The sequence below is a fragment of the Pigmentiphaga sp. GD03639 genome, assembly GCF_029845405.1.
Classification (GTDB): domain Bacteria; phylum Pseudomonadota; class Gammaproteobacteria; order Burkholderiales; family Burkholderiaceae_B; genus Pigmentiphaga; species Pigmentiphaga daeguensis.
This window is the reverse complement of the sequence record NZ_JAOCLR010000002.1, coordinates 1-14,999: the sequence shown is the minus strand read 5'-3', so window position 1 is coordinate 14,999 and position 14,999 is coordinate 1. Positions and strand designations below refer to the sequence as shown.

At 60.1% G+C, this 14,999-nt stretch carries 17 protein-coding genes and 1 pseudogene; 11 read left to right on the top strand and 7 right to left on the bottom strand.

The window, feature by feature from the left end:
* Positions 1-8: 8 nt before the first annotated feature.
* Positions 9-602 carry a TetR/AcrR family transcriptional regulator gene (locus N5K27_RS01955; RefSeq protein WP_087838473.1) on the bottom strand — a complete coding sequence of 198 codons (594 nt, stop codon included), beginning with the start codon at positions 600-602 and terminating at the stop codon, positions 9-11.
* 99 nt (positions 603-701) lie between these two features.
* Between N5K27_RS01955 and N5K27_RS01950 the strand changes: the two genes are divergently transcribed.
* From N5K27_RS01950 to N5K27_RS01940, 3 genes and pseudogenes are all read left to right on the top strand, one after another.
* Positions 702-1,442 (top strand): 3-oxoacyl-ACP reductase family protein, encoded by a 741-nt coding sequence (locus tag N5K27_RS01950; protein WP_132979756.1) that lies wholly within the window; start codon positions 702-704, stop codon positions 1,440-1,442.
* Between the two features lie 9 nt (positions 1,443-1,451).
* On the top strand, positions 1,452-2,834 hold the full coding sequence (locus N5K27_RS01945) for an MFS transporter (RefSeq protein ID WP_279814300.1): 1,383 nt from the start codon (positions 1,452-1,454) through the stop codon (positions 2,832-2,834).
* Between the two features lie 128 nt (positions 2,835-2,962).
* Positions 2,963-3,199, top strand: a pseudogene (locus N5K27_RS01940) (SRPBCC domain-containing protein); the annotation flags it as partial.
* Between the two features lie 294 nt (positions 3,200-3,493).
* On the opposite strand, the gene N5K27_RS01935 reads toward N5K27_RS01940, so the two are convergent.
* From N5K27_RS01935 to N5K27_RS01925, 3 genes are all read right to left on the bottom strand, one after another.
* Positions 3,494-4,717: a type II toxin-antitoxin system HipA family toxin gene (locus N5K27_RS01935; RefSeq protein ID WP_279814297.1), complete on the bottom strand. Its 1,224-nt coding sequence runs from the start codon at positions 4,715-4,717 to the stop codon at positions 3,494-3,496.
* Positions 4,714-5,025, bottom strand: a complete 312-nt coding sequence (locus N5K27_RS01930) for a helix-turn-helix transcriptional regulator (RefSeq protein ID WP_087838762.1) — start codon at positions 5,023-5,025, stop codon at positions 4,714-4,716. The genes N5K27_RS01935 and N5K27_RS01930 overlap by 4 nt, the downstream gene beginning before the upstream one ends.
* 144 nt (positions 5,026-5,169) lie before the next feature.
* Positions 5,170-5,409 carry a helix-turn-helix transcriptional regulator gene (locus N5K27_RS01925; protein WP_011806687.1) on the bottom strand — a complete coding sequence of 80 codons (240 nt, stop codon included), beginning with the start codon at positions 5,407-5,409 and terminating at the stop codon, positions 5,170-5,172.
* A 143-nt stretch (positions 5,410-5,552) separates the two neighbouring features.
* On the opposite strand from N5K27_RS01925, the gene N5K27_RS01920 reads away from it, so the two are divergent.
* Positions 5,553-6,209, top strand: coding sequence for a hypothetical protein (locus N5K27_RS01920; protein WP_279814291.1), 657 nt, complete (start codon positions 5,553-5,555; stop codon positions 6,207-6,209).
* 139 nt (positions 6,210-6,348) lie between these two features.
* Here N5K27_RS01920 and N5K27_RS01915 read toward each other — a convergent pair.
* A protein-coding gene (locus N5K27_RS01915) for an IS3 family transposase (protein ID WP_279814290.1) occupies positions 6,349-7,433 on the bottom strand; the annotation gives its coding sequence in 2 pieces (ribosomal slippage) (positions 6,349-7,166 and positions 7,166-7,433; 1,086 coding nt in all).
* 63 nt (positions 7,434-7,496) lie between these two features.
* Here N5K27_RS01915 and N5K27_RS01910 point away from each other — a divergent pair.
* The gene (locus N5K27_RS01910) at positions 7,497-7,709 is read left to right on the top strand and encodes an NAD(P)-dependent oxidoreductase (protein WP_279814288.1); all 213 of its coding nucleotides are present in this window, start codon (positions 7,497-7,499) and stop codon (positions 7,707-7,709) included.
* A 72-nt stretch (positions 7,710-7,781) separates the two neighbouring features.
* Here the strand turns inward: N5K27_RS01910 and N5K27_RS01905 are convergent, their stop codons facing one another.
* Both N5K27_RS01905 and N5K27_RS01900 read right to left on the bottom strand, forming a co-directional pair.
* On the bottom strand, positions 7,782-8,654 hold the full coding sequence (locus N5K27_RS01905) for an alpha/beta fold hydrolase (protein WP_279814285.1): 873 nt from the start codon (positions 8,652-8,654) through the stop codon (positions 7,782-7,784).
* A 28-nt stretch (positions 8,655-8,682) separates the two neighbouring features.
* Positions 8,683-9,696 (bottom strand): 3-carboxyethylcatechol 2,3-dioxygenase, encoded by a 1,014-nt coding sequence (locus tag N5K27_RS01900; RefSeq protein ID WP_279814283.1) that lies wholly within the window; start codon positions 9,694-9,696, stop codon positions 8,683-8,685.
* 226 nt (positions 9,697-9,922) lie between these two features.
* On the opposite strand from N5K27_RS01900, the gene N5K27_RS01895 reads away from it, so the two are divergent.
* From N5K27_RS01895 to N5K27_RS01870, 6 genes are all read left to right on the top strand, one after another.
* The gene (locus N5K27_RS01895) at positions 9,923-10,702 is read left to right on the top strand and encodes an SDR family oxidoreductase (RefSeq protein ID WP_279814280.1); all 780 of its coding nucleotides are present in this window, start codon (positions 9,923-9,925) and stop codon (positions 10,700-10,702) included.
* 67 nt (positions 10,703-10,769) lie between these two features.
* Entirely contained in the window at positions 10,770-11,957 is a 1,188-nt protein-coding gene (locus N5K27_RS01890; protein ID WP_279814277.1) for an aromatic ring-hydroxylating dioxygenase subunit alpha, read from the top strand.
* A gap of 20 nt (positions 11,958-11,977) precedes the next feature.
* Positions 11,978-12,442 (top strand): aromatic-ring-hydroxylating dioxygenase subunit beta, encoded by a 465-nt coding sequence (locus tag N5K27_RS01885; RefSeq protein WP_279814275.1) that lies wholly within the window; start codon positions 11,978-11,980, stop codon positions 12,440-12,442.
* 101 nt (positions 12,443-12,543) lie between these two features.
* Positions 12,544-13,527 carry a tripartite tricarboxylate transporter substrate binding protein gene (locus N5K27_RS01880; RefSeq protein WP_279814272.1) on the top strand — a complete coding sequence of 328 codons (984 nt, stop codon included), beginning with the start codon at positions 12,544-12,546 and terminating at the stop codon, positions 13,525-13,527.
* 57 nt (positions 13,528-13,584) lie between these two features.
* The gene (locus N5K27_RS01875) at positions 13,585-14,397 is read left to right on the top strand and encodes a helix-turn-helix domain-containing protein (protein ID WP_279814270.1); all 813 of its coding nucleotides are present in this window, start codon (positions 13,585-13,587) and stop codon (positions 14,395-14,397) included.
* A 325-nt stretch (positions 14,398-14,722) separates the two neighbouring features.
* On the top strand, positions 14,723-14,999 hold a 277-nt coding region (locus N5K27_RS01870), incomplete at its 3' end, for a transposase (RefSeq protein WP_279814268.1).

Sequence of the window (14,999 nt, the reverse complement as noted above, 5' to 3'; positions counted from 1 at the left end):
CCCACCTCCTAGCTGGGCCAGATCGCCATCGCCGCGCTGGCCACCCGCTCCAGTTCCGCACGCTTGGCGCCGTCCCTGGCCTGCAGCGACATCCCCTGCACGACCGTCGTGAAATACCGGGCAAGGGTATCCAGGTCGGCCGCCGGCGACAGTTCCCCGTCGGCCACCCCCTGCTCCAGGCGCTCGCGCACACGCTGGATCGAGGCCAGCCTGTGGGTTCGCAGGAAGGCCGCCATGCCTTGGTTGGCGGGCGTGCAATTGGTCGCCCCCAGCACCACGAAACACCCCTTGGGCCTGCCCGGCAGCGTCAACGCCTTCGCCGCGGCCATCAACATGCCTTCGACCGCCTCGCGCGCGGTCCTGCCCTCGCGCAGCGCCACGTCGGTCATCCCGCCGTCGGTGTGGCGGTAGCGTTCCACGGCCTCGCGGAACAGCGCTTCCTTGCCGCCGAAGGCCCCGTACAGGCTGGGCGCGTTGATGCCCATCGCCGTCGTCAGATCCGACAGCGACGTGCCCTCATAACCACGCTCCCAAAAAACCTCCATGGCCCGCTGCAAGGCTGCGTCGCGGTCGAAACCGCGCGGGCGTCCCCGTTCAGCCATATTTCACCTTTTTTGTAACGATCGATATAAAAATTCTTGACGCTCCGCGAAGAGGTCGTGGATCATTTTATAACGATCATTACGAAAATGGAGCACAGCATGTCCCGATTGTCAGGAAAAGTGGCCTTGGTAACCGGCGCGAGCCGTGGCATAGGCGCGGCCATCGCGCTGCGCCTGGCGCGCGAGGGCGCGGACGTGGCGATCACCTACGCCAGTTCGCCGGACAAGGCCGAGACGGTGGCCGGCGCGCTGCGCGAGACCGGCCGCCGCGCCGTGGCCCTGCGCAGCGACAGCGCCGAACCCCATGCCCCCGCGCAGGCGGTGGCGCGCGTGGTGGAGGAATTCGGCCGGCTCGACATCCTGGTCAGCAACGCCGGCATCGGCTACTGGAAGGCGCTGGAGGATTTCACCATCGAGGAATTCGACCGCGTGATGGCGGTGAACGTGCGCGCGGCCTTCACCGGCGCCCAGGCCGCGGCGGCGCGCATGGGGCAAGGCGGCCGCATCATCACGATCGGCAGTTGCAATGCCGATCGCGTGCCGGCCCCGGGCTCGACGCTTTACGCCATGAGCAAGTCCGCGCTGATCGGCCTGACCAAGGGCATGGCGCGCGACCTGGGTCCGCGCGGCATCACGGTGAACCTGGTGCAGCCCGGCCCGATCGACACCGACATGAATCCGGCCGACGGCGAACGCGCGGACAGCCTGCGCGCGCTGATGGCGCTGGGGCACTACGGCGAGGGCGAGGACGTGGCCGGACTGGTGGCCTACCTGGCGAGCGCGGAAAGCCGATTCGTCACCGGCACCGCGCTCACGATCGACGGCGGCTACAACATCTGAGGCAAGGGCATGGACGCGAACATGAAGGCCGCGCATACCGGCAAGACCATCGTGCTGGCCGCGGTGTGCCTGGCCGGACTCATGATGCCCCTGAGCTTCACGGGCCCCGCGGTGGCGACGCCCGCCATCGCGCGCGACCTGGGCGGCAGCCCGGTCGCGCTGGCGTGGGTGGTGAACGCCTTCGTGCTCGCGTTCGGCAGCTTCGTGCTGGCGGCCGGCACGCTGGCGCAAGAGTTCGAGGGCCCCGCCCGCACGCGGGCCTTCAGCCTGCTCGGCACCACGTTCGGCGTCGGCCTGGCCTTCGGCCCCATCTGGTCGGGCCTGCTCATCGAACACTTCGGCTGGCGGTCCATCTTCCTGACGGGAGCCGTCATCGGCGCGCTGGTGCTGCTGTTCGGCGTGCCGCGCATGCGCGAGACGCGCGATCCCGACGCGCGAGGCATGGACGGCTGGGGCACCCTGACCTTCACCGTCGCCTTGTCCCTGCTGATCTTCGGTATCGTCACCGGTCCGCAGTACGGCTGGACCGGCACGGCCACGCTCGCGCTGCTGGGCGCGGCGCTCGCCATGCTGGCGGCCTTCGTCGCCATCGAACTGAAGCGGGCCCGCCCGATGCTCGACCTCTCGCTGTTCCGCTATCCGCGCTTCGTGGGCGTGCAACTGCTGCCCCTGGCGACCGCCGTGTGCTATGTCGTCCTGCTGATACTGCTCCCGATAGGCTTCATCGGCGTGGAGGGCTACTCCGAACTGAAGGCCGGCATGATGATGATTCCGCTCTCGCTGCCCATGGCCATCGTCCCCTTCCTGGCCGGGCTGCTGGCGCGCAGGTATCCCGCCGGCGCCCTCTCGGCCGGAGGCCTGGTGATAGCCGCGGCGGGCCTGGCCTGGCTGGCCACGATGCCGGTGGGGCAGCAATCGATGGCCATCATCTGGCCGATGCTGCTGATAGGTATCGGCACGGGCTTGCCATGGGGCTTGATGGATGACCTTTCGGTCAGCGTCGTGCCCAAGGAACGCGCCGGCATGGCGACCGGCATCTTCTCGACCATGCGGCTGGCCGGCGAAGCGGTGGCGCTGGCGGCAGCGGCGGCGTTGCTGCTGGCGCTGATGCAGTCGGGCCTCGCGCAGGCGCTACCCGATGCTCGCGCCATGGCGGACATTTCCGCCATCGCCAACGACATGGCGGCCGGCGCATTGGGGCAGGCCGCCACCCACCTGGGCGACGGAGGGAAGGCGATGCTGGTGGCGGTGTATGCCGATGCCTTCCGTGCCTTGCTGCTGGCGCTGGCGGCGCTTACCGTCGCCGCGGCGCTGGCTGCCTGGCTGCTGCTCAGGCCCGCCACGTCAGGCAAAGGGGTCCGAGCCGATGCGTGCACCACCCACGGCGCGTGAATCCGGGCGCGCGAATCCGGGCGCGGCGGGAGAGGGAACCGGCTGCTGCCCAGCCCCGGCTGCATCCCGCGCCCCTGCCTCAGAAGCGGTGAAGAATGCCGACCGCGTACACCTTGCTGTTGAAACCGCTGTCGGATGTCGTCCCGCTGACGTCCTACACCTTTACCTTCGACGGCTCCGGCGGCGTTGCGGGCTTCGGCAAGGGACAGGCCTCGGTAGTCCTTTCCGGACCGCCCGAGGGCGCGACGCAACTCAGCTATACCGCACAGGCGCAGGTCGGCGGAAAAATCGCCCAGGTGGGCGCTCGCCTGATCGACGGCGTGGCCAGGAAACTGGCCGACGAGTTCTTCTCGCGCTTCAAGACCGCTCTCGAACCGGCCTCGCAAGAAGCGCCCACCGAAGCGGTCGAGGAAGACGCCGAGCAATCCGGTCAACCGCCCACGGCCTCGCCGGCCTGGAAATTCTGGCGGTCGTAGCTGCGGATGACCGTGCCGGGATCCTGCCGTACGCTCAGACGTTAAACAGCGATTGTGACTGCAAGTCATTGAATGAACAGTTCACCATGCTGCTCCATTAAAAAATATACTCATGTTTGTACTCAAAAAACTCAGCATTGAGTACGTTCAACCCTGATCTGGCGCCGTTGCGCCGGCTCGGATTCAACTTTCCAGACGCCTGCGACAGGTATCAATGGTGGATTTTATCTGCTGCGCCAACATCTGCCTGATCGGAACACGCTCAAATCGCTCACCCAATGAGCTTGCCTGCGGCAGCATCCGGTCGATGACCTCTTCCGCCCGCTTCCTTGGGATGCCACCTTCCTCCGCCAGACGCAATAAATGCCGGCGTTCGATGGCAGCACCTTCGCCGCAAACGTCCAGGTGATGCTGGCCCATCGGGCCTTCACTGAAGGTCAGGTCGAATGCCGGTGCCAGACGCCAGCGCCGGTCAGGCCCGAGACGCCACGCGAAATTCTTGGGATGGTCGTCACGGTTGTGGAAAAGCACATTGAAGACGACTCGTGCGTAGGCTTTCTCCACTTCGCGCTCGTCGCGCGTCAGGAAACGGGTAGCCCGCAGGAAGGCGGTGTAGTCGGTGGCACCGGGCAGGCGAAAATCCACTTGCAACAATCCCGCCAGACTGTGCACCGGGACGCGTTGCCCTCCCTCCCGGTCGAAGCGCGCGACGCCGAAGGCGGCCAGTTCGGGGCCAAGGTCGAACCAGCGACTTTCGGGCACATCCAGTCCGCAATCCCGAGCCAGTTCGGCATAGAGCTGCTCGATGACGCAAACCTCCTTGTGTTCGTTCTGCGCCGGGAATTTGACCAGCCAGGGACTGCCGGACGCATCCGGACGGGTGCTGACTTGCCCGGTCGTTGCGTCGTACTGCACCAAGGCCTTGGGCCTGGCCCCTTGCGGTGAGCCGCCGGTGAGCGCGAGCTCGCGCAGGGCTGCCCCCGCCTCGCCCGCGAGCGCGAGACGGCTTTGCTCGGCCAGCGCCAGCAAGGACCAGTCGGGCTCCTGGGCAGCGGCGTCGCTTGCCGGAACGAAGCGCAACGCGCCCATGGCGCGCTCACCAATGAAGGCCAGGCGGTCCAGTGGCCCGGGATGGCGCAAGCCGTGTTGACGGAACAGGCGATCCATCAGCAGCAAACCCCAGCCGTCAGGCAGACTGTCGGCGATCAGGCCCGGAAGGCGATGCAAATGGGTCGGAAAACTTCCGTAGGCATCCGCACGCAGCTTGAGGTGCAAGGGCGACAGTTCCAAGCCCTGAGACAGGGCTACGGGAGAATATTCGAAGAGCAGGGATTGACCGTCATCGGCTAAGCGTCCCAACGGCCAGTCTTCTCCCCAGCCGCAATAATGCACGGTAAGCAGCTTCATGATGTTCTCTTACGCGGCGCACGCTGGCGGCGGCTGACAAGGTCCACCTGCTCCATCTGGGCGATGGATTGCCGTTTGAGCACGAAGAGATCGTCCAGCGCCTCCAGCAAGCCAAGTGCCTGCGCAACGCGGACCAGCGTTTCCAGCGAGCACTGGCCGTCGCTTTCGAGTTTGCGCAACGCCCCCAGCGACAGTCCGGCCATTTGCGCCAGTTCACGCTGCGTGAGCGATTGGGCAAGCCGCTGCTCGCGCAGACGAACACCCAGCGCGTGCAGAATCTCAGCGGAAGTCGAGAGATGAAAAGTCACTTTTATGACCCTTATCGCGAAAAAAATTGCGTAAGAACCATTTTAGTGGACTTTAATTATTCGTGAAAGCAGATGGCTGCGATAGCTGCCGCGAGCGATCATGCGGTGACCATCGTAACGCTACGATAACGTAGCGTTACGATGTTACGGTGCAGGCTCCTGTCCAGCCGCCGGCGCCTCCAGCAGTACTGAAGGCTCCACCCCCAGTGCCTCGGCCAGCTTGAAGATGTTGAGCAATGCGATGTTGCGCTGCCCACGCTCAACCCCCCCCAGATAGCTGCGTGCCAAGCCACTTTCCAGTGCTAGGCGTTCTTGCGACCACCCTCTGGTCTTTCTGATTTCTATCAGCTTCAGGCCGAAGCGTAGTCGGGGATCAAGGGCCATATTTCTCTCTTCTTAAAGAGAAATGACTCTATGAGTACCCCCTCTATAGGGCTACGCCCGATAAGTACCCGCACTATGAGTGACAATTGAATGCAGGCGCCATAAAATGGCCTCTATGAGTAACAAAATGGAGGAAATGACGTATGGCAAGCGTCTGGAAGACTGCGGGGATGGGAGCGGCGGCGGCGCTGGCAGTTCCGGTGGCTGGGCTTTCAGGTCTCGCTGCCGCTGGTCTTACGCTGATTCTTGTACTGGCGATGTTCGGCGTGGGGCCTGCGCGCCTGTCACAGACATCGCTGTGGGGGCTGTTGACCAGTGAGTTGATGCTCTATCTGCTGATTTCACTGGCGATTTTTACGCTGTCCTTCCGCTTTCTGGCGCGCTTGCAGGCCCGCTGTCAGGCACTTGTAGCCGATCTCAACGCTCAGCAGGGTCTGTCGTTCGATGCTGGGCATCTCTTGGGCTATCCCGCGCCAGCCTTTCTGGTGTTTGACCGGCAGCATCGCAAACTGGCTGTCTGCTCAATCGTGGATGAAGCCTGGCGCATCCATGACTACTCCTGGCTGCTTGGTTGGCGGATGACCTGGCGCGAGGTTGAGAGCATGGAGATGAACGGCGGTAGCCGTCAGGTCAACGCCAGCGGCATGAGCGTGCCGACCTTCGAGCGCACGGTACGCGCCAAGGACTTCGTCATTGAGTTGCAAACCGCCGACCCGCAACGACCAGTGCTCAGTTTTCCCATGAGTCGTCGGGCGGCGGAAACCTGGTGTGCTCGGCTCAATGCCCTCTTCAACGGATGACCTCGCGAGGAACTGCGATGAAACACTACCGGAGTGGGCTTGCCCCATCTCTCCGGACAGGTTGGTTAACCTAACAAGCCGCCGCTTCGAACTGTACCGGGCTAACGTATCCCAGTGTTGAATGCTGTCGTCGAGCGTTCTAGAACCGTTCGATGTAGTCGAACACTTCGGCCCGGCATTCATCTCGGGATCGGTAGATCCGTCGACTCAGTCGTTCGGTCTTCAATGTGGAGAAGAAGCTCTCCATGGCGGCATTATCCCAGCAGTCGCCGCGCTTACTCATGCTGCATACGATCCCAGCATCGGCTAGCAGCATCTGGAACTGTTCGCTGGTGTATTGGCTGCCTTGATCGGAATGGTGCAAGACTTCGCGCGGCCGGCCGCGCCGATGCAACGCCATCATCAGCGCGTCGGTCACTAGCTGAGAGGTCATGTTGGCCTGCATCGACCAGCCGACGATGCGTCGCGAATACAGGTCCATCACCGCCGCGACGTACAGCCACCCTTCGGCAGTCCAAACGTAGGTAAAGTCAGCCACCCATTTCTGATTCGGGGCGTTGGCTGTAAAGTCCCGGTCGAGCACGTTGGCGGCGATGGCCTGAGGTGAACGCAACCCCGTGTCAGAGGGATGGCGACGGCGCTTGGCCCTTGCGACCAGATGCGCCGCGCGCATGAGCCTCGCCACGCGATGCCGACCGCAATGCTCGCCCCACGCTCGTAAATCGCGCCATACCCGAGGACTGCCGTAGGTGCGGTCGCTGGACTCGAAGCTTTCGCGAATACGGCCCGTTAGCCTCGTATTGGCGCGCTCACGAGCGCTCGGTGCCCGGCCGTGCCATTCGTAGAAGCCACTGCGTGACACGCCCAACGCCCTGCATAGGTCGCTGACCGACCAGACGGCCCTATGACGGGCTATAAACGGATACTTCATGTCTGGTCCTTGGCAAAGTATCCGACCGCTTTTTTTAGTATGTCCCGTTCGGTCTTCACCTTTGCCAGCTCCCGGCGCAACTGCTCGATTTCTTGCTGTTGGGCGCTCTTGAGCAGTTTACCAGCAGTCGGCTCCCATGTGCCGCCGCGCATTTGCGTGACCCACCGACGCAGTACGCTGGGGTCTACTCCAAGGTCCTGGGCGATTTTCGATACGTTGCTATCCGGCAGTTCAGCCAGGCGTACCGCCTCGCGCTTGAACTCGTCGGTAAAGGTTCTTCTGGTCCGTGCCATCTTCCTGCTCTCCAGGCATCATCATGCCATCTGATGTGTCTGGAGAGATAGGGCAAGCCCACCTTGACGGGTAGGCGGCTACAGGGCGCCGCACTCGATGTCTTCTGGCATGAGCCGCTGGACCCAAGCTCACCGCTCTGGGCCTTGGATAACGTGATCGTCACCCCCCACGCCGCGAGTCACTCAGCAGGCCATGCAGGCCGCGTTGAAGAGATTTTTTTGGACAACTTGTCTCGCTGGGTGAGTGGGGCGGAGCTGCGGAATCGGGTGGCTTGATGTGTTGCCTTAAGGTCTTTGGTCGTGGTTGCGGACCGGCATGGCATCGTCAGCGCATCCCTGGGCCGCAACTTACGCCCGACGGTTATACAGGAAGTCGAGTGCCATTCGGTTGAACGCGTCGGCATGCTCCCATTGCGCCCAGTGCCCGCAACGGCTGAATACGTGAAGCTCGGCATTCGGGAGGCCCGCTAGCAGCCGTATTCCTGTCTCAACAGGCACAAACCTATCGTCCCTGCCCCAGATGATTAGAGTAGGGGCGTGTAGTTCGCTTAGTCGGTGGCCCATATCTGGATACTGTTGTGGGTGCACGCGTGCGCTCTCCACAAAATTTTCCAAGTGGTCGGGCCGCGCGCGTAAGTTGTTCAATCGAATGTTCAGCAGTTCCTCTGTCAGTGCCGATGGGTCGTAAACGAATACGTTCATCATCCGCTTTAGGTTCTCGATTGTGGGGTCTCGGTAAAGTGCGCCGATCAGCTTAATCCCCTCGGTCGGCATGGGAGTGAAAGATGCCGCCCCACCTGTGCCGCCGCCCATCAGAATCAGCTTGCCTACGCGCGTTGGGTGAGTCAGGGCGAATACAACCGCTGAATGTGCACCCATTGAATTACCGATAAGGTGTGCCTGCTCAACGTTGAGGTGGTCCAACAGCGCCAGCACCATCCGCGCGTTCAGATGAGGCCGCGATTCGTCACAGATAACGGTGTCACTTTTATTCCAACCTGGGAAGTCCAGCAGCACGACCCGAAACCCAGCGCTAACGAACGGATCGACATTTCGGCTGAAGTTCGCCCAGCCACTCGCACCGGGTCCTGAGCCGTGAAGCATGACGACTGTTTCATCCCCGTCGCCAATGGCGTTGTAGTGGAGGCGTAGCGGTCTGCCGTTGTCGACTACGTCAAAGAAGTTGCTCGTCTCGCTCTCAGAACGTTCAGTATTAACCACGATCTTTCCTTATCGGTAATTGCTATGGCTAGGCTTGGTCTTTAAACATGATTCCGAACCCCGCGATGTACTCCGGGATATCTTGGTAATACGTAAAGCTTGCGCGTCGGCTCGCCTCCGCGTTGAGCGTGGCCCGGGCTACTACCCAAGTTTTCGACTCGTGTGCGGCTAGACCTGCGTCGGCGCTGATGCTTGAGTCGCTCATTGCGGCAATTCGCTCTAGACCGTCTTCGGTTTCGAGCGCGCTCATCCATGCGCGATCCCAAATCGGATTCAACGGCTTCAGCGGTGACGTGCCTTGCGCAAGAGCCACGCCCGCTGCCATCACGCGTCTGACTCGTTCTTCATGTTCGGCGGCAGTCTGCGTTCTGGGCACGATGGTTCGTTCCCGAATCGCTGGATCGGCATGCGTCATGGTAGGAATCGGTGGCTCGTGAGAAAGACCACCGGATCCAATCGTCAGTGTGCGCAAGCCCGTGGTACTGAGAAATTCGCCGATTCGGCGGCCTAGCTCTACGCAGCGTCGGGTGCTAGGGATAGATGGCGGCGCGACGGCGTTCAGAAAAATTGGGATTACCGGAGGCGTGTCAAGGCCCCCCCAAAGAAGCTCCAGTGGTTGTGCGAAGCCGTGGTCCACTGTCATCCGGCGCGACACTGCGATGTCGAAGGCGTTTGAAACCAGGTGTTGGGCGAGGCCTAGGGCACACTCGCTATCAACGTTGATCTTCCCAGACGGGGTGCCGTAGTCACCCAACGACTGCGCCTCGGTGCCCAGGCAGAAGGTTGGCATGAGCTGGTTAAAGAACCCGTTGTAGTGGTCTGGCGCGATGAGAACCACGAGTTGAGGGTCGAACTGGCGGACGCAGTCGCTCGCAGCACGTATGGCCTCGCCCAATGCTCGTTCCACCGAGCTACTCACCGGATTGAGCCCCATCAATGGTGAATGTGACATTCCCAAGAAAGCGCGGCTTGCTGTCAATTTTTGTCCTGCGGCTAGATTTTCATAGGCCTGCAGGATGGAGCCCCCGCCGTAAAAATTCAAAGTGTCAGTTCGCCTGGTGAACCGCCGAGTTTTTAACGCGCTTCCACTGGAAACCCCTCTCTATTCCCCAATGGGACTGCCCTGGAGCCCTCCGGTCCGAGCGCCTCAATCTGCGGAACTTTTGGCGTTCGTTCACCAGGTGAACAGCGATATTGCGAGGTGCTGGCGGTGAGGCACACCATTGCCGCCTGACACAACACGCTTTCTAAAACGGCAAGGGAACGATATGGGACGGCATTCAGGCAAGACGGCGATAGTCACGGGAGCTGCACAAGGCCTCGGGCGGGCGGTCGCGTCGCGTTTGGCGGCCGAGGGCGCGTCGGTCATGGTGGTTGACCGATCAGCCGACCTTTGCCAAGCGATCGTGGCCGACATTCAAGCGGACGGTGGCACTGTGCGAGCGTTCGCGGCCAATCTCGAAACCTACGAGGGCAATGCTGCGATGGTCGGCCAGGTGCTCGACTACGCAGGGAGCATAGACATTGCGGTCTTCAATGTCGGCGGAACCATCTGGGCACAGCCGCTATGGGAGTACCAACCACAGCAGATTGAGCAAGAACTCGCACGGTCTCTATGGCCCACGGTTTGGGGGTGCTATGCCGTCCTGCCGAACATGCTTGAGCGGGGGCGTGGCGCAATCGTGAACATTGGTACTGCGGCCACGAGGTGGTCGCTGCGCGTGCCGTATGCCGCTGCGAAAGGGGGCGTGCACGCCCTAACCGCGGCGCTGTCGCGTGATCTTGCAGACACTGAAGTGCGTGTGAACTGCGTGTCGCCGGGAGCGCTAGCCGTTCAAGACCGAATTACCCCCAGAAACTCGACTGCCCAGAGCGATCGCCAGCGTGCGTGGCGCGACGAGGCATATCAGCAATCTGTGCGAGATACGCCGTTAGGCCGACCAGGCACCCCGGAGGAGGTGGTGGGAGCGGTGAGTTTCCTTGCATCCGATGAGGCTAGCTATATAACCGGCCAAACCCTGTTTGTTGCCGGTGGGGCGATCGGGTAGCTGTTGATGCGGGCAGGTGTGGTCGGTAGGGCTATTTGAGCTGTTTAGTGTAGGTAGGAGAATGTAAATGGAAGAATCCGGAGTTTGGCCGCCATTGAAATGGCCAGCAAAGGTCACAGAAGTTCCTAAAGAAATATTTGTACGCGAGGATATTTACCAAGAGGAATTACGCCGAATTTTCTGGGGTAAAGAGTGGTTCCCGATCGCCCACGAAAGTGAAATCCCCAACGTCAACGATTTTAAGACGTGCTCGCTAGGCGAGGTGCCGCTTATCGTGGTGCGCGACCGAGACGGAATCGTGCGGGCGCATTTCAACGCGTGTACGCACCGGGGGGCACAGCTAGAAACTGCGCCGTTTGGAAACAAGCGTATGTTCGAGTGCCCGTACCACCGCTGGAGCTTTAATCCCAATGGTGCCCTAGTCGGCTGTCCGATCCGGCCCGGCGACGCCGCAGGGTTTGATAAGGCGAACTACGGCCTGAAAGGCCCTCGCACCGAGCTGCTCCATGGTTTGGTCTTCGTCACGTTGAACGAGGAAGCCCCCAGCCTGAGCGAGTTCATGACAGGACTCGAGGGTCAGTTGGCCAACGTCATGCGTGGCGATGGCAAGTTGAAGTTGCTGGGATATCACAAGTCCCTGCTCGAAGCTAACTGGAAGACCTACCACGACAACGATGCCTATCACGCACCGTTGCTGCACACCGCATTTCGCCTGCTCAACTGGCAAGGCGGGCGTGGCAAGCAATTTGCAAATGATCGCGGCCATCGAGGCTTCATCAGCGAAATCTCGGTGCCGGACGGAAAGGACGTTCTCAGCGACCCATCGTTAATCGAATTCCGAGGCGGAAACGAAAAAGATGGGTCCTGTTCGATTCACCTGTTCCCTCTATTCGTGGGCATTCGGCATTTGGATACCATCGGGCTGCGTTTTGTTAACCCGCGTGGAGTGAACCAAACAGAGCTGGTGTACGCCTATTTTGGCCGCGAGGAGGACGACGCTGAGATGCTGAAGCATCGCGTTCGACAGTCGTCCAACCTGCTCGGACCGTGTGGCATGGTGAGCATGGAAGACGCTGCAGTGTTCCATCGCATACATATCGGCAGCCGTACCCCGGGCATGCAGGAGTTTCAAAAAGGCGTCACGGATCCCTATGAGTTGCCGCGAGACTTTAACCAGAACGACGAGTCTCCGAACGTACTGAGCTGGGAGTATTACCGGAAGGTCATGGGATTCGAGAAAGAGGCACGAGTATGAGCGGTGGTAGCAGTTTAGCGTTGGATAAAATCGATCGTTTGCAAGCGGAATATATCGATGCACTGGATCGCAAGCGGATGGGCGACTGGCTGAACACCTTTAGCTCTGCAGGTTCATATATCTGCCAAACACTCGAAAGTGTACAGGCGGGCTGGGACATTGCGTTGATTTTGGACGACTGCCGTGGACGCTTGGAGGACCGAGTCAAATTCGTGGAAAAAATCTGGGCCGGTACATTCCAAGACTATCAAACTCGCCATTTCGCTCAACGTATAACGTGCGGCGAGCGAGAGAGCGGCATCTTCGACGTGCGATCGAATTTTTCGGTCGCATTTACCAGATGTGACACTGGGCAGACAGGAGTGTTGGCAACCGGTGTTTACGAAGATGTCGTCGATTTAAATGGCAGCACAGCGCAATTTATCTCGAAGCGGGCTGTGATTGATGCGCCATTCCTGCCTCACTACATCGTTTATCCACTCTAAATAATCGAGTCGGCAATCAGCATTCGGGGAGTTCTCGGCTCCCCGTCGGACCGTCGATTGCCCGTTGTGTAACGGGCACGAAAAAATACTGGAGATAAGTCATGAAAATAATCACCAGGGTTAATGCATGTCTTGTGATGTTGATCGCAGGTGCTGCTGTTGTACCGTCCGTGGTTGCGGCGAGCGACTATCCGAACAAGATTGTTAAAATTGTGGTTCCTTATAGCGCGACGGGTGGCGGCCCCGACTTTGTGGGGCGCACGGTGGCGGAAAAGCTAAGCTCCTTGACTGGGCAGCCCTTTATCATAGATAACAAACCCGGTGCTGCTGCGACCGTGGGTACTGCCTTTGTCGCGAAGACCGCTCCTGACGGCTATACGATCCTGACAGGGGACACAGGACCTTTGTCTGTAGCGCCAGGACTCAGAAAAAACCTGTCGTACGACACGCTGAGAGACTTCATGCCGGTCAGCAATGGTGTGAGAGCCCCCATTTTTATCGTGGTTGGTGGAAATAAGGGGATTAACTCGCTTCAAGATCTCGCTGCGCTTGCCAAATCAAAACCAGGACTGGCTTACGGTACCCCGGGTATCGGCAGTGTTCACCATCTGGCGATGGAAAAGTGGCTAAGCATGGCCGGCGTGAAGATGACCCATATACCCTACAACTCGCAGTCTCAATCAATCCCGGCTGTGGTGTCAGGTGATGTAACCGCGCTCGTCATCGCCTACCCCAACATCCGGTCGTTTATCAGCGCTGGCCGGGTGAAGGCACTTGCGGTTGGCGATAAGGCTAGGGTACCGTTCGCACCAGATGTGCCAACGGTTGCAGAAAGCGGTTATCCCGGGTATGACGTTGGGATCGACGTTGGCTTTTTGGTACCTAAGGGGACTGCGCCAAAAGTTGTTACGCGCCTCAACGAACTACTCCACGCGACGCTAAAATCCCCTGAAGTCGCCGAGAAGCTTAGCGTTGCCGGCCTGCTTCCTATTCCGAGCACACCGGAACAGTTCGCGTCGTCGATTAAGCGCGACTATGAGGTATTTAAGTCAATCATTGACGCTAACGGTATTACGAGTGACTAGTGAGCTCTTACTTCGCGTTTTAGCTCCAATTGCTGAGCCGTCTGCTTAGGTAGTCTTATGGGTGTTTCTAGACCAGTGGGTGAGGAGATCGATCTCTCTTCACCGTACAAACAAGTTCGCTCCATCCAGAGAGGGCTTGATGTGCTGCTATGCCTCAACCTGCACGGACCGTTGTCAGTGCAGGGGTTGAGTCACCACACCGGTCTGACCCGCGCAACGCTCTACCGTATCGTCGAAACGCTGGAGACCCTAGGCTATGTTAGCCGGGCAACGCTAGACGATACGGTCCGTTTGACCTCGAAAGTGCTCAGTTTGAGTAATGGGTACGAGCAAGGGGAGGAGCTTGCCGCCGCCGCCAAGGACGCGTTGCTGTTTCTACTCTCCTGTACTGGATGGCCATCGAGTGTTGGCACGCTCTGCAAAGATTCGATGTTAATCCGCGAAACGACCCATGGAAGAGCGGAAGTGTTTGTCCGTAATACGCTTGTGGGAACAAAATCTCCAGTATTGACTACAGCGATGGGGCGCTCATATCTGTCGTTCTGCGATGACGATGAGAGGCAGAAGAGCCTCTCCACGATTGCGCATTCCAGTTCGACTGAAGCTGAGCTTGCCCGAGATATGGCATACGTATCGAGGCTTGTCAGCGAGACGCGCGAGGCAGGGTTCGGGTTTGGGGCGGGCTATCCTGATCTGGGCGGCATTGCTCTTCCCATACGGTTCAGGAGGAAGGTTGTCGCCGGCTTGAACATCGTGTTTCGTCGGTCGTTCATTGCACCTAATAAGGCGATAGACAAATTTCTACCACCGCTTGCCGATGCGGTTTCCATGATCGAGCGTAACTTGGAGCAACAGTCTTCAATCCGTTGACTGCCTTGCTGCCGTTGTGCACGCCTGAGATTCTCGATTTCACTTCCGGTCCTGCACCTTAGAGCACGGCCCTCACCTCCGCACCGCCATCATCAGCCCGCTCTGACCAACCTGCACGAGCTCCCCGGTCTGCTTGATCAAACTCAGCTTGCGTTCGAGCAGGCCTCGGCCTTGGTCCATCACGCGCGTTGAGAGTATCTCGTCCGCCCTGAACAATGCGCAATCCCTTGATCTGAAACGTGGTTCTGCTGATTGATGGGCCCGGGATTTGCAAGGTATGGTTTTGCCAGTGCCTGTTTTCTTGCAAATTCCTCCAAAGAATCCCATGGGTCCAAAGCCTTCGCAGCCGCAAACGGCCGAGCTGTTCCGTCCAAGGCTGGACGAGCAGATCAACATGCAGCACCCGCTGGTCAGACTGGCCGCGCTGATCGACTGGGCCGAGATTGAGCGCACGTTCGCGCTGTCGTTCACTTCCGGCCGAGGCAGGCCCGCGTTGGCGCCGCGCCTGGTTGCCGGGCTGCTGTACCTGCAGCACACCTTCAATGCTTCCGACGAAGCCGTGGTCAACACCTGGGTGGAGAACCCGTACTGGCAGTTCTTCT